An 18801-nucleotide genomic window follows, 5' to 3' on the forward strand; every position below is an offset into this window, starting at 1 on the left:
CGTGGTGACCCTACCCTGACGTGACGGGAGAGTTCGCGTGATCGTCGCCACGGGAACACGGCGGGCCCCGTCCGGGCTGATGGGTAGCGTGGCTGCTGTGAAGAAGGTCGTCGTGCTCGACTACGGGTCGGGCAACCTGCGCTCCGCCGAGCGCGCCCTGTCCCGGGTCGGCGCCGACGTGACGGTCACCGCCGACCCGCAGGCGGCGCTCGACGCCGACGGCCTCGTGGTGCCCGGCGTCGGCGCCTTCGCGGCCTGCATGGACGGCCTCCGGGCCGTCGACGGCCCCAAGGTGATCGGCCGCCGGCTGGCCGGTGGCCGGCCGGTGCTCGGCATCTGCGTCGGGATGCAGGTGCTGTTCGAGCGCGGCGTGGAACACGGCCAGGACACCGAGGGCTGCGGCGAGTGGCCCGGGGTCGTGGAACAGCTCCACGCGCCGGTGCTGCCGCACATGGGCTGGAACACCGTGCAGGCGCCGGAGGACTCGACGCTGTTCGCCGGGCTCGAGGACCAGCGCTTCTACTTTGTGCACTCCTACGGCGTGCGCCGCTTCCCGCTCGCCGAGGAAGGGGTGACCGGGCGGCTGACCCCGCCGTCGGTCACCTGGGCCGAGCACGGTGACCGGTTCGTCGCCGGGGTGGAGAACGGCCCGCTGTCAGCGACCCAGTTCCACCCGGAGAAGAGCGGCGACGCCGGCGCCCAGCTGCTCACCAACTGGCTGGAGAGGCTGTGACATCGCGATCCTCTCGGATCGCACCGCAGCCAGGTGCCCTGCCCGGTGGAGGTCAGCCGGCGGCTGCCGTGAGCGCTCAGCTGCGCAGGTAGGAGGCGCCGTTGACGTCGACGATGGTGCCGGTGGAGAAGCGCGCGTCCGGCGAGGCCAGCCAGAGCACCGCGGCGGCCACCTCCTCGGGACGGGCCACCCGGCCGTAGGGCGACTGCGCGCGGACGGCGTCGCCGCCGGGGCCGTCGAGCACCTCGCGGGCCATCTCGGTCTGCACGAAGCCCGGGGCCACGCAGGTGACGGAGATGTCGTGCGGGGCCAGCGCGATCGCCATCGACTGCGCGAATGCGTTCAGCCCGGCCTTGGAGGCGCCGTAGGCGGGGGTGTTCGGCTCACCCCGGAACGCGCCCCGGCTGGAGACGTTGACCACCGCGCCGCCGCCGGCGGCGATCAGGTGCGGCACCGCCCGGAAGGTCGCGTTGGCCGCGGCCACCAGGTTGACGGCCAGGGTGCGCGACCAGGCCGCCTGCCAGTCGGCCCAGGAGGTCTCCAGCGGAGGATGGGCGGTGAAGACGCCGGCGTTGTTGACCAGCACGTCGAGGCCGCCGAGCCGCTCGGCCGCGTCGTCGACCATGCGGCCGACGGCCTCGGCGTCGGCGAGGTCGGCCCGGACCAGGACATGCCCGTCGCCGGGAAGCTCGGCCAGCACCTGCTCGGCCCGGTCGCGGGAGGTGCTCCAGTGCACCGCGATCCGGTCGCCGCGGCCGGCGAAGGCGGCGGCGACCGCCCGGCCGATGCCACGCGAGGCACCGGTGACCAGGACGGCGCGGGACTTCTCATCGGGCTGCGAGGGAGAGGACACGGCCCGGGAGTCAACCACCGATTCCCGCCTCCCAGTGCCCGCGGTGCACCACCTCCCCGACCCCCCGCCGGCCGCGCCGCAGCGACGGTGACCGCTTGTCCTCCGTGCCCGCGTAGCCGACCGAGACGCAGCCGACCGGCGTGTACCCGTCCGGGACGCCGAACGCGGCGCGGAAGCCGGCGAGGCGCTCGGGCGGAACGCCGAAGAAGCAGGCGGCGAGCCCCTCGTCGACGGCGGTCAACAGCATCAGCAACGAGGCCATGCCGGTGTCGACGTCCCAGTAGGGGACCGGCCAGCGGGACTCGTCGCGGTCGGTCCAGCCCTTGTCGGCCTCGGCGTACCGCTCGAGGTAGTCCGCCTTGTGCGACATCGGGACGACGAGCAGCGGCGCCCGGCGCATCCGGGTCAGCCACCCGTCGGGGGCGCCGCCCGGGTGGGTGGGGGAGGGCGCCGTCGCCGTCCAGAAGCGGTCTCGTTCCTCGGGCGTCTCCAGCACCAGGAACGCCCAGCCCTGGCTGAAGCCCGCGGAGGGTGCCCGGATGGCGTGCTGGAGCAGCCGCTCGCGCACGTCGGGGGGTACCGGACGGTCGGGATCGTAGTCGCGGACCATGCGACGGCGGCGGACGACCTCAGCGAACTCCACGGAGCACCTCCATACCGCCACCCTGCCGCAGCGGTACGACAGGACCATCGGCGGTGTCGAACTGTCGGTGGTGCCGGGCACGGTGCCGGCATGGACACCGCAGGCCCTGACCTGTCCGGCCGGGTCGCGGTCACCCGGATCGACGCGGCGTCCGGCCGGCTGGACGTGCTGGTCAACGGCGTCTGGGGCGGGGAGAAGCTCCTCGCCTGGGCACGCCGCTGTGGGAGCACGACCTGGCCGACGGGCTCCGGCTGCTGCGGCTGGCGGTCGAGAGAGCCCGCGGTTCGTCGGGCGGGCGGTGGCGGCGCTGGCCGCCGACCCCGACCGGTCGCGCTGGTCGGGGCAAGCGCGGTCCTCGGGGCAGCTCGCGCAGGTGTCCGGCTTCACCGATGTCGACGGCACCCGGCCCGACGCCTGGCGGTACGTCGTGGAGGTCCAGGACGCCGGCCGACCGGCCGGTGACGAGGGCTACAGGTGAGCGGTCCCTACGCTGTCGGCGTGCCGAAGCTGCAGCTGCTCCCCGCCGTCGACGTCGCGGACGGCCTCGCCGTCCGCCTGGTGCAGGGGGAGGCCGGGAGCGAGACGTCCTATGGCGATCCGCTGGAGGCCGCGCTCGCGTGGCAGCGCGACGGGGGCGAGTGGGTCCACCTGGTCGACCTGGACGCCGCTTTCGGCCGCGGCTCCAACCGCGAGCTGCTGGCCCGCGTCGTCGGGAAGCTGGACGTCGACGTGGAGCTGTCCGGTGGGATCCGGGACGACGAGTCACTGGCCGCGGCGCTGGCCACCGGCTGCCGACGGGTGAACCTGGGCACCGCCGCGCTCGAGTCGCCCGAGTGGTGTGCCCGGGCGATCGCCGAGCACGGCGACCGGATCGCGGTCGGCCTGGACGTGCGGGGCACCCGGCTCGCGGCCCGCGGCTGGACCAAGGAGGGCGGCGAGCTGTACGAGACGCTGGCCCGCCTCGACGCCGAGGGCTGTGCTCGCTACGTGGTCACCGACATCACCAAGGACGGCACGCTCCGCGGCCCGAACCTCGAACTGCTGCGCGAGGTGTGCGCGGCGACGGCCCGTCCGGTCATCGCTTCCGGTGGGGTCAGCTCGCTGCTCGACATCCGGGCGCTGGCCGGCCTGGTGCCGGTCGGGGTGGAGGGGGCGATCGTCGGGAAGGCGCTCTACGCCGGGGCGTTCACGCTGCCCGAGGCGCTGGCGGTCACGGCCGAGGCGGCTGGATGACCGCCCAGCGGATCGGCTCGGGCGCCCCCTGGGAGGAGGTCGTCGGCTACAGCCGCGTCGTCGTCAGCGGCGACAGCGCCTGGGTGAGCGGCACGACCGCGACCGTCGACGGCGTGGTGGTGCACCCCGGCGACGCCGGCGCCCAGACGCGCGTGGCGCTGGCCGGCATCGCCCGGGCGCTGGAGCAGGCCGGGTTCACGCTCGCCGACGTCGTCCGGACGCGGATGTACGTGACCGACATCGGCCGTTGGGAGGAGGTCGGCCGGGCGCACGGGGAGGTCTTCGGCGATATCCGGCCGGCGACGTCGATGGTGCAGGTAGCGGGGCTGATCGACCCCGCGATGCTGGTCGAGGTGGAGGCGGACGCCGTTCGGGGAGCAACGACATGAGCCTGGCGGTGCGGGTCATCCCATGTCTGGACGTCGACGCCGGCCGGGTCGTCAAGGGCGTGAACTTCGTCGATCTGGTCGACGCCGGCGACCCGGTGGAGATGGCCCGGGTGTACGACGCCGAGGGCGCCGACGAGCTGACCTTCCTCGACATCACGGCCAGCTCCGGCAACCGGGAGACCACCTACGACGTGGTGCGCCGGACCGCGGAGAGCGTGTTCATCCCGCTGACCGTCGGTGGCGGGGTGCGGGCGGTCCAGGACGTCGACCGGCTGCTGCGTGCCGGGGCCGACAAGGTCGCGGTGAACACCGCGGCGGTCACCCGGCCGGAGCTGATCGCCGAGATCGCGCACCGGTACGGCAACCAGGTGCTGGTCCTGTCGCTGGACGCCCGGCGCTGCCGCGACGGCGGAACCACCGACTCGGGCTTCGAGGTCACCACCCACGGCGGACGGCGCGGCACCGGGCGCGACGCCGTGGAGTGGGTGGTGCAGGCCGCCGAGCTCGGCGTGGGCGAGGTGCTGCTCAACTCGATGGACGCCGACGGCACCCGGGCCGGGTTCGACACCGAGCTGATCGCCGCGGTGCGCCGGGAGGTCACCGTCCCGCTGATCGCCAGTGGGGGAGCAGGCGCAGTCGACCACTTCCCGCCGGCGGTGGCCGCCGGGGCGGACGCGGTGCTCGCCGCCAGCGTCTTCCACTTCGGGCAGCTGCGGGTGGGCGACGTCAAGCGGGGGCTGGCGGACGCCGGCGTCCCCGTCCGCCGGGAGGCGGACCACCCGCTCGGCTGAGGGCGGTCCCGGGGGTCGGGGCGGCCGGCGTGCGTGTGTCCGAGCGCCGACCGGTCACCCGACGGAGGCGTGCGGTGGGCGTCGGTCGGCTCGCTCCTCGGCCGCCGGCCCGCTCGGACCCATGGAGCGGAGGGCCGCCCGGCCAGCTGTCCACAGCCCGTATTCCGGCTGGTGGCCGCAGCGGGCCCGGCGTATCATCGAACATGTGTTCGATGACGGCGTCGCTGCCCTGACCCCGCAGTCACGGCCGTCATTCGAGGACGAGCTGCGGAGGTTGCTGGAATCGTTGACGCCCGTTTCGGTCGGGCCGCCCGCGGTCGAGTTCGAGCTGGCGGAGAACTTCCGGTGGCACCGGCCGAGCCCGGCGTCCACCGCCCGACCAGAGGCCGGGCCACGGCATGACCCGGCGGCGGCGTCAGCCGCCGAGACCGTTCCGCCGCTGGTCGCCGGCGACTCGGCGGCCGGTCCGGGGCAGCCGGAGTCGGAGTTCCTGCCTGGTGCGCTGGCCTGGGATGCGCAGTTCGCGGCGGGTGCGGCGGCGTTGGACCAGGTGCGGGCGGCGCAGGCGGGAATCGGGCGGGAGCAGGCGCGGCAGGCCCGCGGGCTGGTGGCATTCGCCCGGTCCCGGCCGGTGTCGGGCGACCTGCCCGACGCGGAGGTGGGCGCGGCTGCCGCGGCGTCGCGGGCGGCGCGGCCCGCGACGCTGGCCGCGGTGAGCGAGTGGGCGGTGGATGAGGTCGCGGTGGCGCTGAGCCTCACCGGTGCGGCGTCGTCGGTGCTGCTGGTCCAGTCGGTGCTGCTGGTCGACGCACTGCCCGCGACCCTGGTTGCGCTGGAGGAGGGTCGGATCTCGTGGGCGCACGTGCGGGTGATGACCGACCTGGTCGCCCCGCTCCCGGACCCCGGGGTGCGCGCTGAGGCCGAGCGTCGGCTGCTGGCCCGGGTGGCCGGTAAGACCCACACCCAGCTGCGGGAGGCCGCCCGGCGGGTGATCGCCCGGCTGGACGCCCAGGCGATCACCGAGCGCGTGAAGGCCGCGGCCCGCGAACGCGGAGTCAGGCTGTATCCAGGTGAGGACGGCATGGGAACCCTGGTCACGGTGCTGCCCCTGCCCATCGCCCGGGCGGTGTACGACGTGCTGGAGCAGTACGCCGACGCCGCGGCCACCCCCGGGGACGAGCGGACCAAGGCTCAGCGGATGGCCGACTGCCTGGTCGACCTCGTCCTGCGCCCCGGCGAGCACGGCATGGGCCCGGTCCAGGCCAGGCTCACCATCGTCGCCGCCGTGCGGACCCTGCTCGGCGGCGACCACCCCGGCGGCGATGAACCCGGCGAGGTCGACGGTGACCTGGTGCCCGCCGCGATGGTCCGCGAACTCGTCGCCGCCCTCGACCTCATGCCACCAGAAGGCACACTGCTCCGCCCAGCCGAGGCCGATGACGCCGGCGAGGCCGATGACGCCGGCGAGGCCGATGACGCCGGCGAGGCCGCAACAGACGGCTCGGACGCCGCCGACGCAGCCGCCACGGATAGCCAGACCGAGGACACGGGTGGCGGCACCGGAGGCACCGGCACGGACGCCGACGAGGCTGCCGCTGCCGCTGCCGCTGCCGCTGCCTCTGCGGCTGCGGCTGCGGTGCAGGCGGCCGCGCGCCGGGCCGCGCTGGCCCGGCTGCTGGACATGCGCTCGATCGTCGGCACCGCCCTCGCCCACCGCCCGCACCTCGCGCTGGTCGACCAGGACACCGGCGCGCTGGTCTGCCTCACCGACACTTCCGGCCTGCGGTCCGCCGCCCGTGCCGGCCGCGGCCTCGGCCCACCACCACCCTCACCTGGCTACCGGCCCAGCCACGCCCTGGACCGGTTCGTCCGGCACCGCGACCGCCGCTGCCGCTTCCCCGGCTGTCGCGCCCGCGCCCGACGCTGCGACCTAGACCACACCACCCCCTGGCCACACGGCGACACCACCGCCGACAACCTCTGCTGCCTGTGCCGCCACCACCACCGCCTCAGCCACCAGGCCCCCGGCTGGCAGGTCCGCGCCCTCCCCGACGGCGGCCTGCACTGGACCACCCCCACCGGCCAGACCCTCACCACCCACCCGCCCGACCACGGCACCGCCCGCGATGCGCCGAACGGCGATCTGCCCACCAGCGATCCACCGGCCGTGTCACCATCCCGGGACGACTCGAGCGACGACCCCCCGCCGTTCTAGGAAGTCAGCCGCGGCCCGGTGGCCCTGCGGGTGTCTTCACCGACGTCGAGTGCCGTTCGGTCTGTCTCCCGCGAGCAGGATGTCGGAAGCGCCGGGAGCGTCCCCTTCTCGGAGGATTCGGACACCCAGTGTTGCCATGTAGGAAACTCCAACTAATGTTTCCCTCATGGAAACAGGAGGAGATCGGGACCCGTCCGCCGGAGAGGCCGCGCAGCTGCTCGGCCGGCTCGCCGAGGACGAGAGCGCGGTGCGCTACCCGCCGCTTCCGCGGTGGTTCTTCCCCGCCATGGCAGCAGTGGTCGCCACCCTGTATCTGGTCCAGCTCCTGCCGCCGTCCGACACGAGTAAGGCGACGTTCGCCGTGGCCGTCGTGGCGCTCGTGCTCGGCAACAGGTACTGGCTCAACCGCGACGGCGTCTCCTGGGTCTCGCCCGATCTGGGCGACATGCTCCCGTTCCTCGTCGCCCTGCTCGGCACCTTCGCGGCCTGCTGGGCCGTCTCGGAGACCACCGGGGTCTGGTGGTGCTGGCTCGCCGGGGCGGTCGTGGGAGCCGGGGTCGTCCTGGGCACCGGGCGCCGCTACCGTCGGGAGTTCGGCGATGGCCACTGACGCGCCGGTCTTCGACGAGGTGATTCACGCCCCCCAGCGGCTGCGGATCTGCGCGATGCTCAGCGCCGCGGAGAAGGTCGAGTTCGGTCTGCTGCAGGAACACCTGGGGTTGTCGAAGTCCGCGCTCAGTAAGCAGCTCGCCGCCCTGGTGGCGGCGGGCTACGTCGAGCAGCGGCGCGCCGTCCGCGACGCCCGGAGCAGGCTCTGGCTCGCACTCACGCCCGAAGGAGCCCGCGCCTATGCGGCCCACGTGCGCGTGCTCCGGCAGCTCATCGACACCGGCGGGAGCTGACCCGGCTCAGCCGGTGGTCACCGTCACCCGCGCGACGCCGTCCCGCCCGCTCACCCACAGCAGCACCTCGAGCGGGTCGCCGGTCACCGTCGTGGTCGGCGACCCGTCGCGCAGTCGCCGCTGCGACGAGTCGCCGGACGGCCGGTCGGTCCGCCGTACCACCAGCCCGGCCGGCGTTCCCGGCAGGTGCCCGCCCCGCGCCATCAGCGGCACCGCCGACCACAGCCGGTCCTGCACGTCCGCCGGCAGCTCCCGCGGCGCCCAGTCCGGCTGCGCCCGGCGCACATCCTCGTGGTGGATGACCATCTCCACCCCGTTCATGGCCCGGTCCACCGCCGGCCAGGCCGTCGGTGCCCACGCCGCGGGCCCGGAGCGCACCTGGTGCACCAGTTGCGCCCACAACCGGGTCCGTCCCGCCCGCGACCGCACCCGTTCGGTCCATGCCGCGAACGGCCCACCCAGCACCAGCCCCGGCATCGAGTCCGGCCGCCGGTCCCGCACCACGAGGTGCGCGGCCAGGTCCCGTGTCCGCCATCCCTCGCAGCACGTCGGCTGGTCCGGCCCGAGCACCTCCAGCAGGTCGGCGAGCGCTGCCCGCTCCGACTGCGACAACGACTCAGCGGGGGTCGGCATCCGGCGAGGCTAGATCAGCGCGGCCCGCTCTGCCGACGGGTGCCCGGCCGCTCGGGTAATCCGTTAGGAGAGGTAATGAGCGCGCGTACGCTGACCGGGCTCAGCGCACCACCGTCGAAGGGGGCAACCGTGCCGCGCCGCAGAGACGCCGTCGTCCGGCGCGGGCTCCGCCACATCCGACGCGCCGTCGTCGAGCAGCCCCGGATCTTCGTGCTCGCCTTCCTCGGCAGCAGCCTGTACGGCGGGATGACCGTCGCCAGTGCCTACGTCATCGGCGGCATCACCGAGCGCGTCCTGCTGCCCGCCTTCGACGACGGCGCCACCACCACCGCCGCCCTCACCCTGGCGGCCACCGCGATCCTCGCCGTCGCCGTCCTGAAGATCATCGGCATCCTCGGCCGTCGCCTCTTCGCCGGCATCATGAGCTACCGGCTGATGGCCGAGTACCGGCGCCGGGTCACCGGCCAGTACCTGCGCCTCCCGTTGTCCTGGCACCAGCGCCACCCCACCGGCCAGCTCCTCTCCAACGCCAACTCCGACGTCGAGGCGAGCTGGTTCTTCGTCTCCCCGCTGCCCTTCGCCTGCGGGGCCCTGGTCATGGTGGCCATCACCGTCGCCGCGCTGTTCCTCACCGACCCGCTGCTCGCCCTGGTCGGCGTCGTCGTCTTCCCGCTCGTCTTCGTCCTCAACGCCGTCTACAGCCAGGTCATGTCGCCGCGCATGGAGCGCGCCCAGCAGCTCCGCGCCGAGGTCAGCGAGATCGCCCACGAGAGCTTCGACGCCGCCCTGGTGGTCAAGACCCTCGGCCGTGAGGCCGACGAGACCACCCGCTTCGCCGTCAAGGCCGACGAGCTCCGTGACGGCCTGGTCGCCGTCGGCCGCGTCCGCGGGCTGTTCGACCCGCTCATGGAGGCGCTGCCCAACCTGGGCACCCTCGCCGTCCTCCTCATCGGCGCCGACCGGGTCGCCGCCGGCGCCGCCGACGCCGGCGACCTGGTCTCCGTCGCCTACCTCTTCACGCTCCTGGCGCTGCCCATCCGCGCCATCGGCTGGGTGCTCGCCGACCTGCCGCGCGCGCTCGCCGGCTTCGACCGGGTCACCCCCGTGCTGGAGGCCACCGGCGAGACCCGGCACGGCCCGGACGCGGCCCCGGCCGGCACCGGCGGTGCCGCACTCGGCCTCGCCGACGTCGACTTCCGCTTCGACGGCGCCCAGCGGCCCACCCTGGACGGCGTCACCTTCGACGTGGTCGCCGGCCGCACCGTCGCCGTCGTCGGCCCCACCGGCTCGGGGAAGTCCACCCTCGCCGGGCTCCTCGTCCGGCTCGTCGATCCGCACAGCGGTGCCGTGCTCCTCGACGGCATCGATCTGCGCTCCCTGCGCGAGGGCGAGGTCAGCGGTCAGGTGGCCTTCGTCCCGCAGTCGACGTTCCTCTTCGACGACACCGTCCGCGACAACGTGACCCTCGGCGCCCCGTTCGACGACGCCGAGGTCGGCGAAGCGCTCCGGATCGCCGCCGCCGACGAGTTCGTCGCCCGCCTGCCCGCCGGCCTCGACACCCGCGTCGGCGAGCGCGGCGCCACCCTCTCCGGCGGCCAGCGCCAGCGCCTCGCCCTCGCCCGGGCCGTGGTCCGCCGCCCCCGGCTGCTGGTCCTGGACGACGCCACCAGCGCCGTCGATCCCTCGGTGGAGGCCCGCATCCTCGACGCCCTCCGGGCCAGCGACCGACCGGCCACCGTCGTCGTCGTCGCCTACCGGCAGGCCACCATCGCCCTCGCCGACGAGGTCGTCTGGCTCGAGGGCGGCCGGCTCGTCGCTCGAGGCAGCCACGCCGAGCTGCTGGCCACCGTCCCGGGCTACGCCGGGCTGGTGCAGGCCTACCAGCCACCGGAGGCCGTCGAGCGTGCCGCCGGGTCCGTGGAGGTGGGCGCGTGAGCGAGCCGCTCCTCGCCGCCGACCGGCGTCCCGAGGGTGCGATGGCCACCCTGCGCCGCGGCCTCGCGATGATGCCGGAGTTCCGCCAGGGCCTCCCGGTCACCTTCCTGCTCGCGCTGCTGGCCACGGCCGGCCGGGTCGTCGTGCCCATCGCGGTGCAGCAGACCCTCGACCGCGGCCTCGGCGCCCCCGGGGGGCCCGACATCCCGCTGGTCCGCGACCTCGTCCTGGTCAGCGCGCTCGTCGTGGTGGTCACCAGCTTCGCGGTCTACCGGATGAACGTCCGGCTCTTCCGGACGACGGAGACCGCGCTGGCGGGCCTGCGGATCCGCGCGTTCCGCCACGTCCACGACCTGTCGGTGCTGCACCAGCAGGGTGAGCGGCGCGGCTCGCTCGTCTCCCGGGTCACCAGCGACGTCGACCAGCTGTCGGTCTTCATGCAGTGGGGCGGGGTGCTGGGTCTGGTCAGCGTCGGCCAGCTCGTCGTCGCCACCGTCGTCATGGCCGTCTACAGCTGGCAGCTCACGCTGCTCGTGATCGTGTGCTTCGTGCCGCTGGCGATCGCCGTCAAGTACTTCTCCCGCCGGCTCGCCGCCGTCTACGGCGTGGTCCGCGAACGGGTCGGCGACGTCCTCGGTGCGGTCGCCGAATCCGTCGTCGGCGCACCGACCGTGCGGGCCTACGGGATCCGCGGCCGGACGGCGGCCCGCATCGACACGGCCATCGACCGGCACTACCGGGCCTCCGTCGACGCGCAGAAGGTCACCGCGGCCGTCTACGTCAGCGGCGAGCTCGTCGCCGCCGTGGCCAACGCCGCCGTCGTGGTCGTCGGTGTCCTGCTGGGCATCGCCGGCGACATCTCCGCCGGCACCCTGGTCGCCTTCCTGTTCCTGGTCACCCTGTTCGTCGCGCCGGTGCAGACCGCCAGCGAGGTGCTCAACGAGGCGCAGAACGCCGTCGCCGGGTTCCGCCGGGTCCTCGACGTGATCGACACCGAGCCCGACGTCCGCGACCCCGCCCTCGCCGATCCGGCGCGCGCCCGTGCCCTGCCGCCCGGGCCGCTGGACGTCCGGTTCGAGCGCGTCTCCTTCGCCTACACCGCGGGCGGCCGGGCGGCCCTCGACGACGTCGACCTGACCATCGCGGCGTGCCGCCGGGTGGCCGTCGTCGGGGAGACCGGATCGGGCAAGACGACGTTCGCCAAGCTCGTCACCCGGCTGATGGACCCCACCGCGGGCCGGGTGCTCGTCGGTGGCGTCGCGCTGACCGACGTCGCGTTCTCCTCGCTGCGCGAGCGGGTGGTCATGGTGCCGCAGGACGGCTTCCTGTTCGACGCCTCGGTCGCCGACAACGTCCGCTACGGCCGCCCCGGCCTGACCGACGCCGCGGTCACCCGGGCATTCGGCGAGCTGGGCCTGCGCGACTGGCTGCGGACCCTCTCCGACGGCGTGGCCACCCCGGTGGGCCAGCGCGGGGAGTCGCTGTCCGCGGGGGAGCGGCAGCTCGTGGCCGTCGCCCGCGCCTACGTCGCCGACCCCGACCTGCTCGTCCTCGACGAGGCCACCAGCGCCGTCGACCCGGCCACCGAGATGCGGCTGACCCGGGCGCTGGACACCCTCACCACCGGCCGGACGACGCTCACCATCGCGCACCGGCTGTCCACCGCCGAGCGGGCCGACGAGGTGCTCGTCGTCGACGCCGGGCGGGTGGTGCAGCGCGGCCGGCACGACGAGCTGGTCCAGGTCCCCGGTGCGTACGCGCGGCTGCACGCCTCGTGGCGGCGCTCCTCCGGCCGCCAGCCGGAACCCGCGGCCTGAGGAGAGGTTCCCGGACCGGTGCGGGGAAGGGCCCCACGGCGGCGGCCGCCGTCCTACCGTGCCGTCATGACGCCACCGGCCGCCCTCCCGCGGCACGCCCGCCCGGTCGACCCCGCGCCCCGGGCCGCCCTCCTCGCCGTCGTGCTCGCCGGAGTCGGTGCCCTGGTCCTGCTCTTCCTCGCCTTCCTCATCTTCGCCCTCGGTGGGCTCGGCTCCGACGGCGCCGACCGGGAGTGGGCGCTGCTCCCGCTCGCCGCCGGCCTGGCCGCGGGCACCGGCGCGATCCGGCTGCTGCGCCGGCGCGGCTGGGGCGTGCTCGCGGTGGCCTGCCTGCTCGCGGCGGCGTTCGTCGCCCTGCTGGTCGCGCGGACCGCCGACGTCGGGGAGGACCCGCCGGTGGGCCTGGCACTGCTGCTGCTGGCCGGTCCGGTGCTCGCGCTCGGCCTGGTGCTCACCCCGACGGTGCGGCGCTGGCTGGCCACGGCCTCCTGAGCAGCACCGGCGCGCCGCTCGGCGCGCGGCGCCCGCGTGGCGGGTCCGTGCCCGATAGCGTCGCTCACGTGGTCATCGACGCGGACGTCATCGTGGTCGGGGCGGGGCTGGCCGGGCTGGTCGCCACCGCCGAGCTGGCCGACGCCGGGAAGCGGGTGCTGCTGCTGGACCAGGAGCCGGTCGCCTCCCTCGGCGGGCAGGCGCACTGGTCCTTCGGTGGGCTCTTCCTCGTCGACACCCCCGAGCAGCGGCGGCTGCGGGTCAAGGACTCCCTGGAGCTCGCCCGGCAGGACTGGCTGGGCACCGCCGGGTTCGACCGGCCAGAGGACCACTGGCCCCGGCAGTGGGCCGAGGCCTACCTGCAGTTCGCCGCCGGCGAGAAGCGGGCGTGGTTGCGCGGTCAGGGCATCCGGTTCTTCCCGGTGGTGGGCTGGGCCGAGCGCGGCGGCTACACGGCCACGGGGCACGGCAACTCCGTGCCCCGGTTCCACATCGTCTGGGGGACCGGCCCCGGCCTGCTCGCGCCGTTCGCCGGCCGGGTGCTCGACGCCGTCGACCAGGGCCTGGTCGAGGTGCGCTCGCGGCACCGGGTCGACGGGCTGGTGGTCACCGACGGCGCGGTCACCGGCGTGCGGGGTGCGGTGCTGGAACCCAGCGACGTGCCCCGCGGGGTCGCCAGCTCCCGCAGTCCGGTCGGCGACTTCGAGCTCTCCGCGCAGGCCGTCGTCGTCACCGCCGGCGGGATCGGCGCCAACCACGACCTGGTCCGCCGCAACTGGCCGGCCCGGCTGGGCCCTGTCCCGGAGAAGCTGCTGTCCGGCGTCCCGGCGCACGTCGACGGCCGGATGCTCGGCATCGCCGCCGACGCCGGGGCCAGCGTGGTCAACCCCGACCGGATGTGGCACTACACCGAGGGCGTCACCAACTGGGATCCGGTCTGGGCGCGGCACGGCATCCGGATCCTGCCCGGCCCGTCCTCGCTGTGGCTGGATGCCACCGGCGCCCGGCTGCCGGTCCCGCTCTTCCCCGGCTTCGACACCCTGGGCACCCTGGCGCACATCGGGACGACGGGGCACCAGCACACCTGGTTCCTGCTCACCCGGAAGATCATCGAGAAGGAGTTCACCCTCTCCGGCTCCGAGCAGAACCCCGACCTGACCGGCAAGGACATCCGGCTGCTGCTCACCCGGCTCCGGTCCGGCGCCGCCGCCCCCGTGCAGGCCTTCCTCGACTACGGCGAGGACTTCGTCAGCGCCGGCACGCTGCCCGAGCTGGTCGCCGCGATGAATCGGGTCACCGGCGACACCCCCCACCTGGAGCTGGCCACCGTCGAGCGGGAGGTCGTCGCCCGCGACCGGGAGATCGCCAACACCTTCAGCAAGGACCTGCAGGTCACCGCCATCCGGCAGGCCCGCACCTTCCTCGGCGACAAGCTGATCCGGGTGGCCGCGCCGCACCGGTTGCTCGACCCCGACGCCGGCCCGCTGATCGCCGTCCGGCTCAGCGTGCTCACCCGCAAGACCCTCGGCGGGCTGGAGACCGACCTGTCCGCGCGGGTCGTGCGGCCCGGCGGCGACGTGTTCCCCGGCCTGTACGCCGCCGGGGAGATCGCCGGCTTCGGCGGCGGCGGGATGCACGGCTACCGCTCGCTGGAGGGCACCTTCCTCGGCGGCTGCCTGTTCTCCGGGCGCACCGCCGGCCGGGCGCTGGCGGCCGCCCTGTGACGCAGCGGCCGGAGGAGGAACCGGACTGGGACGCCGTCGTCCCGTACACCGGGCCGCCGAGCTCCCGGCCGGCGCCGGGCTGGGCGCCGCCGGTGTACGCGCCGCCGCCGGCCCCGTACGGACTGCCCTACGCGCCACCGACCGGCTGGGCCTGGGCGCCGCCGCGGCCCGTCCGTCCGCAGCGCCCCGGGGCCTCCATCGCCGCCGCCGTGCTCGCCTTCGTGCTGGCGGCGCTGACCCTGTTCGGCACCGTGTACGCGATGGCGTTCAGCGCGCTGCTGGCCGTCTCGCGCCGCTCCGCCGGCGGCCTGGGCCCGTGGATCGCCCTGGTCCAGCTCGGCGTCGTCGGGCTGCTCGTGGCCGGCGGTCTGCTGGTGCTCGGCGGCCGGCGGGCCTGGCTGTTCGTCGCCGCGGGTGCGGAGGTCGCCCTGTCGGTCTACTGGGTGGTCGTGCTCGACGCCGCCGCGCTCCCCGGCCTCGGCGACGGGGTGCTCACCGTGCCGGTGGTCTTCGTCGTGCTCGCCGCCGCCTCCGCCGGGCTGGCCTGCACGCCGGCCGCCCGCGCCTGGGAGCGGAGCCAGGCGGCCCGCCGGGCCGGCGCCGCGTCCAGGGGCTGAGGTCCGGCCGACGCGGGGTGGGACGATCGGGGCATGCCCGCCCCCACCCTCGACCCCGCTGTGGCCGAACTGCTCCGCCGGGACGACGCCGGCCTGGTCGCCGCCGTCGTCCAGCAGCACGACACGGGGGAGGTGCTGATGGTCGCCTGGATGGACGACGAGGCACTGCACCGCACCCTCACCACCGGCCGGGCCACCTACTGGTCACGCAGCCGGGGCGAGTACTGGGTCAAGGGCGAGACCTCCGGGCACCGCCAGTGGGTCCGCGACGTGCGGGTCGACTGCGACGGCGACGCGCTGCTGCTGCTCGTCGACCAGGAGGGCCCGGCCTGCCACACCGGGGAGCGCAGCTGCTTCCACCGCGCGCTGCCCGCGGTCCCCGGGAAGGCCCGGTGACCCCGCGGCTGGGCGCCACCTCCCCGAGCCGCGAGGAGTTCGCCGCGCGGGGGGCGGGAGCCGGTGCCATGGTCCCGGTCACCCGGCGGCTGCTGGCCGACAGCGAGACCGCCGTCGGCATCTACCGCAAGCTCGCCGGCAACCGGCCGGGCACCGTGCTGCTCGAGTCCGCCGAGCAGGGCAAGCAGTGGTCGCGCTACAGCTTCGTCGGGGTGCGCAGCGCCGGTGTCCTCACCGAGCGCGGCGGGACGACGGTGTGGCTGGGCGCCCCGGTCCCCGGGCTCACCGACGACCTGCCCGCCGACCCGCTGGCCGCCGTCCGGGTGCTGGCCCGGGCGCTGCGGTCACCGCGCACCGCCGGGCTGCCGCCGCTGACCGGCGGGCTGGTGGGCTACCTCGGCTACGACGTCGTCCGCCGGCTGGAGCGGCTGCCGCAGACGAGCACCGACGACATGGGCATGCCCGAGCTCGCCCTGATGCTGGTCACCGACCTGGCCGTCCTCGACCACACCGACGGCACCGTGCTGCTCATCGCCAACGCGCTGCGCGGCGCCGGTGGCTACGACAGCGGCTACGACGACGCGGTGGCCCGGCTCGACGCGATGGCCGCCGACCTGACCAGGGCGGTGCCCCCGGGGGTGGCCGTGCTCGGCGCCGGTGACGCCGGGCCGCAGTACCGCAGCAACATGGCGCCGGGCGTCTTCGCGGCCGGGGTGCAGCGGATCCGCGAGCACGTCCGGGCCGGCGACGTCTTCCAGGCCGTGCTGAGCCAGCGGTTCGAGGTGCCCACCGGCGTCGAGGCGCTGGACCTGTACCGGGTGCTGCGGGCCACCAACCCCTCGCCGTACATGTACCTGCTGCGCTTCGAGGGCCGGGAGTCACCCTTCGACGTCGTCGGATCCAGCCCCGAGGCGCTGGTCACCGTCACCGGTGACCGGGCCGTCGTGCACCCCCCGGCCGGCACCCGGCCACGGGGCGCGACCCCCGAGGAGGACGTGCGGCTCACCGAGGAGCTGCTGGCCGACCCCAAGGAGCGGGCCGAGCACGTGATGCTCGTCGACCTGGCCCGCAACGACCTGGGCCGGGTCAGCGTCCCGGGCACCGTGGAGGTCGCGGACTTCATGCGGGTCGAGCGCTACAGCCACGTGATGCACCTGGTCTCCACCGTGGCCGGCCGGCTGCTGCCCGGCCGGGACGCCCTCGACGTCGTCGACGCCACCTTTCCGGCCGGCACGGTCTCCGGTGCGCCGAAGCCCCGGGCGATGGAGATCATCGAGTCGCTGGAACCCACCCGGCGGGCGCTGTACGCCGGCACGGTCGGCTACGTCGACGCCAGCGGCGACATGGACATGGCGATCGCCATCCGCACCGCCGTGCTGCACGACGGGCAGGCGTACGTGCAGGCCGGCGCGGGCATCGTCGCCGACAGCGATCCGGCCGCCGAGGAGGCCGAGACCCGGCACAAGGCCCGGGCGGTGCTGGCCGCGATCGCCGCGGCAGAGGGGCTGCGGGAGCTTCCGTGAGCGGACAGGGGCGTGAGCATCTCAGCGAGCGTCGGAGCCGACAGGGCGTGAGCATCGCAGCGAGCGCCAGCGAGCGAGGAGCGGAGCGACCGCGGAGGCGACCTGTGACAGAGCGAGCGAGGAGCGGAGGGCCCCGCGGGAGCGAACCATCCGATGCCATGACTGCCCGCCGGGAGATGACCCTGGCGCTCGCCGGCTGCGCCACCGCCGGTGGTCTGGCGCTGTCCGCCTCCGCCCAGCGCTGGCTCACGGTCACGATCACCCGGCCGCGCCCGCTGCCGCCGGTCGTGGAGACGCTCACCGGTGGCCAGGCCGCCCCGCTGGTGACCGCCTGCGGCCTGCTGCTGCTCGCCGCCGCGGTCGCGGTGCCGGCGGTGCGCGGCGCCGGCCGGGTGGCCGTGGGGCTGCTCGTGGCCGCCGCCGGCGCCGGGCTGGGCTGGTCGGGCGTGCGCGGCCTCACCGGCGCCCTGACCGACGCGGCCGCCGTCGACGCGGCCGGCCGGATCGGTGGCGGCACGGAGATCTCCGGTGCGGCCGCTGCCGGGTGGCCGGCGGTCGCCGTCGCCGCCGGCCTGGTCGCCCTGCTGGCCGGGCTGCTGGTGGCGGTCCGCGGGCGGGCCTGGCCGGGGATGGGCCGGCGCTACGAGCGGGCCGGCAGTGCCACCACGACGGCGTCCGCCGCGGCGGCCACCGGTCGCCCGCAGACGCCGGAGGACCGCCACCAGGCGGCCTGGCAGGCGCTTGACCGCGGTGAGGATCCCACCGTGGATGCCCCCGTGGATGCCCTGCTGGACCCGGCCGGGGACGGCCCGGGGGAGGACAGCGGGCCCGGGCCGGCGGGGCGGGGCGGGGCGACAGTGTGACCCCCTCGTCCGGGGTGCCCGCACCGAGCCCCCGGCGGCTGCCCGCCCCGGCGTCTCTAGAGTGATCCCACCGATCCGACTGGTGAGGAGACGTCCGGTGGCACATCCTGAGGGGTCCACGCTCCTGCGCGAGCCCGCGGCCCTCGTCGACACCGTCCCGCCGGTACGCCGTGCGACCCGCAGCGGGGAGAGCTCATGACCGTCCTCGACGACATCCTGGTCGGCGTCCGGGAGGACGTCGCGGCCCGCCAGGCCCAGACCCCCCTCGCCGAGGTCCAGGCCGCCGCAGCCGATGCCCGGCCGGCGCTCGACGGGCTGGCGGCGCTGCGTGCACCCGGCGTCGGCGTCATCGCCGAGGTGAAGCGCCGCAGCCCGTCCAAGGGCGACCTCGCCGAGATCACCGACCCCGCGTGGCTGGCCACCCAGTACGCCGCCGGGGGCGCCCGGGTGATCAGCGTGCTCACCGAGCGCCGCCGCTTCGGGGGCTCGCACGCCGACCTGGCCGCCGTCCGCGCCGCCGTCGACGTGCCGGTGCTGTGCAAGGACTTCGTGGTGAGCAGCTACCAGGTGCACGAGGCCCGCGCCCACGGCGCCGACGTCATCCTGCTGATCGTCGCTGCGCTGGAGCAGAACGCGCTCACCGGCCTGCTGGAGCGGGTCGAGTCGCTGGGCATGACGGCCCTGGTCGAGGTGCACACCGAGGCCGAGGCCGACCGGGCACTGGCTGCCGGTGCCGCCGTCATCGGGGTCAACGCCCGCGACCTCACCACCCTCGACGTCGACCGGTCCACGTTCGAGCGGATCGCGCCGGGGCTGCCCACCGACGTGGTCAAGGTGGCCGAGTCCGGGGTCCGCGGCCCGCACGACCTGATCGGCTACGCCGCGGCCGGCGCCGACGCCGTGCTCGTCGGCGAGGGCCTGGTCACCGCCGGCGACGCCCGCCAGGCGGTCGCCGACCTGGTCACGGCCGGGTCGCACCCCGCGACGCCGCGCGCCACCCGCTGAGGACACCCGGACGCCGCCCGGCAGCCGATCCGCGAGA

20 protein-coding genes are annotated in these 18801 nt (G+C 75.3%); 17 read left to right on the forward strand and 3 right to left on the reverse strand.

The genetic code is table 11. From position 1 onward, the window contains the following. The first annotated feature begins 97 nt into the window (after window positions 1–97). Complete coding sequence (gene hisH / locus ACYVG5_RS00165) at window positions 98–733, forward strand: imidazole glycerol phosphate synthase subunit HisH (protein ID WP_222045403.1); 636 nt, start codon at window positions 98–100, stop codon at window positions 731–733. Window positions 734–809: 76 nt separating this feature from the next. Here hisH and ACYVG5_RS00170 read toward each other — a convergent pair whose 3' ends face one another. Further along, the gene (locus ACYVG5_RS00170; protein WP_222045405.1) at window positions 810–1586 is read right to left on the reverse strand and encodes an SDR family oxidoreductase; all 777 of its coding nucleotides are present in this window, start codon (window positions 1584–1586) and stop codon (window positions 810–812) included. A 10-nt stretch (window positions 1587–1596) separates the two neighbouring features. Then, window positions 1597–2229, reverse strand: coding sequence for a nitroreductase family protein (locus tag ACYVG5_RS00175; protein ID WP_222044896.1), 633 nt, complete (start codon window positions 2227–2229; stop codon window positions 1597–1599). 298 nt (window positions 2230–2527) lie between these two features. On the opposite strand from ACYVG5_RS00175, the gene ACYVG5_RS00180 reads away from it, so the two are divergent. From ACYVG5_RS00180 to ACYVG5_RS00210, 7 genes are all read left to right on the forward strand, one after another. Beyond that, on the forward strand, window positions 2528–2707 hold the full coding sequence (locus tag ACYVG5_RS00180; protein ID WP_460682871.1) for a hypothetical protein: 180 nt from the start codon (window positions 2528–2530) through the stop codon (window positions 2705–2707). Window positions 2708–2727: 20 nt separating this feature from the next. Then, entirely contained in the window at window positions 2728–3462 is a 735-nt protein-coding gene (gene priA / locus ACYVG5_RS00185) for a bifunctional 1-(5-phosphoribosyl)-5-((5-phosphoribosylamino)methylideneamino)imidazole-4-carboxamide isomerase/phosphoribosylanthranilate isomerase PriA (protein ID WP_222044900.1), read from the forward strand. Next, the gene (locus tag ACYVG5_RS00190; RefSeq protein ID WP_222044902.1) at window positions 3459–3851 is read left to right on the forward strand and encodes a RidA family protein; all 393 of its coding nucleotides are present in this window, start codon (window positions 3459–3461) and stop codon (window positions 3849–3851) included. The genes priA and ACYVG5_RS00190 overlap by 4 nt, the downstream gene beginning before the upstream one ends. Continuing rightward, window positions 3848–4642 carry an imidazole glycerol phosphate synthase subunit HisF gene (gene hisF / locus ACYVG5_RS00195; RefSeq protein ID WP_222044904.1) on the forward strand — a complete coding sequence of 265 codons (795 nt, stop codon included), beginning with the start codon at window positions 3848–3850 and terminating at the stop codon, window positions 4640–4642. Before ACYVG5_RS00190 ends, hisF begins: the two co-directional genes overlap by 4 nt. A 205-nt stretch (window positions 4643–4847) precedes the next feature. After that, window positions 4848–6857 carry an HNH endonuclease signature motif containing protein gene (locus ACYVG5_RS00200; RefSeq protein ID WP_222044906.1) on the forward strand — a complete coding sequence of 670 codons (2010 nt, stop codon included), beginning with the start codon at window positions 4848–4850 and terminating at the stop codon, window positions 6855–6857. A gap of 166 nt (window positions 6858–7023) precedes the next feature. Further along, complete coding sequence (locus tag ACYVG5_RS00205) at window positions 7024–7467, forward strand: hypothetical protein (protein WP_222044908.1); 444 nt, start codon at window positions 7024–7026, stop codon at window positions 7465–7467. Further along, window positions 7457–7759: a transcriptional regulator gene (locus ACYVG5_RS00210; protein WP_222044909.1), complete on the forward strand. Its 303-nt coding sequence runs from the start codon at window positions 7457–7459 to the stop codon at window positions 7757–7759. Before ACYVG5_RS00205 ends, ACYVG5_RS00210 begins: the two co-directional genes overlap by 11 nt. A gap of 6 nt (window positions 7760–7765) precedes the next feature. On the opposite strand, the gene ACYVG5_RS00215 is transcribed toward ACYVG5_RS00210, so the two are convergent. Further along, complete coding sequence (locus ACYVG5_RS00215) at window positions 7766–8392, reverse strand: TIGR03085 family metal-binding protein (protein ID WP_222044912.1); 627 nt, start codon at window positions 8390–8392, stop codon at window positions 7766–7768. Window positions 8393–8467: 75 nt separating this feature from the next. Here ACYVG5_RS00215 and ACYVG5_RS00220 point away from each other — a divergent pair, with 75 nt between their 5' ends. The 9 genes from ACYVG5_RS00220 (at window position 8468) to trpC (ending at window position 18764) form a co-directional block, all read left to right on the forward strand. After that, the gene (locus ACYVG5_RS00220) at window positions 8468–10327 is read left to right on the forward strand and encodes an ABC transporter ATP-binding protein (protein WP_222044914.1); all 1860 of its coding nucleotides are present in this window, start codon (window positions 8468–8470) and stop codon (window positions 10325–10327) included. Beyond that, window positions 10324–12144 (forward strand): ABC transporter ATP-binding protein, encoded by a 1821-nt coding sequence (locus ACYVG5_RS00225; protein ID WP_460682872.1) that lies wholly within the window; start codon window positions 10324–10326, stop codon window positions 12142–12144. The genes ACYVG5_RS00220 and ACYVG5_RS00225 overlap by 4 nt, the downstream gene beginning before the upstream one ends. Before the next feature lie 66 nt (window positions 12145–12210). Next, the gene (locus ACYVG5_RS00230) at window positions 12211–12636 is read left to right on the forward strand and encodes a hypothetical protein (RefSeq protein ID WP_222044916.1); all 426 of its coding nucleotides are present in this window, start codon (window positions 12211–12213) and stop codon (window positions 12634–12636) included. A gap of 68 nt (window positions 12637–12704) precedes the next feature. Further along, window positions 12705–14360, forward strand: a complete 1656-nt coding sequence (locus ACYVG5_RS00235) for an FAD-binding dehydrogenase (protein ID WP_222044918.1) — start codon at window positions 12705–12707, stop codon at window positions 14358–14360. After that, the gene (locus tag ACYVG5_RS00240) at window positions 14357–14977 is read left to right on the forward strand and encodes a hypothetical protein (RefSeq protein ID WP_222044920.1); all 621 of its coding nucleotides are present in this window, start codon (window positions 14357–14359) and stop codon (window positions 14975–14977) included. Before ACYVG5_RS00235 ends, ACYVG5_RS00240 begins: the two co-directional genes overlap by 4 nt. A 33-nt stretch (window positions 14978–15010) precedes the next feature. After that, window positions 15011–15373, forward strand: coding sequence for a phosphoribosyl-AMP cyclohydrolase (hisI, locus tag ACYVG5_RS00245; RefSeq protein WP_222044921.1), 363 nt, complete (start codon window positions 15011–15013; stop codon window positions 15371–15373). Then, entirely contained in the window at window positions 15370–16896 is a 1527-nt protein-coding gene (locus ACYVG5_RS00250; protein ID WP_222044923.1) for an anthranilate synthase component I, read from the forward strand. The genes hisI and ACYVG5_RS00250 overlap by 4 nt, the downstream gene beginning before the upstream one ends. Window positions 16897–17054: 158 nt before the next feature. After that, window positions 17055–17759, forward strand: a complete 705-nt coding sequence (locus ACYVG5_RS00255; protein WP_222044925.1) for a Trp biosynthesis-associated membrane protein — start codon at window positions 17055–17057, stop codon at window positions 17757–17759. 195 nt (window positions 17760–17954) lie between these two features. Beyond that, window positions 17955–18764: an indole-3-glycerol phosphate synthase TrpC gene (trpC, locus tag ACYVG5_RS00260; RefSeq protein WP_222044927.1), complete on the forward strand. Its 810-nt coding sequence runs from the start codon at window positions 17955–17957 to the stop codon at window positions 18762–18764. The last annotated feature ends 37 nt before the right edge of the window (window positions 18765–18801 follow it).

It is taken from the genome of Modestobacter lapidis (assembly GCF_054780755.1).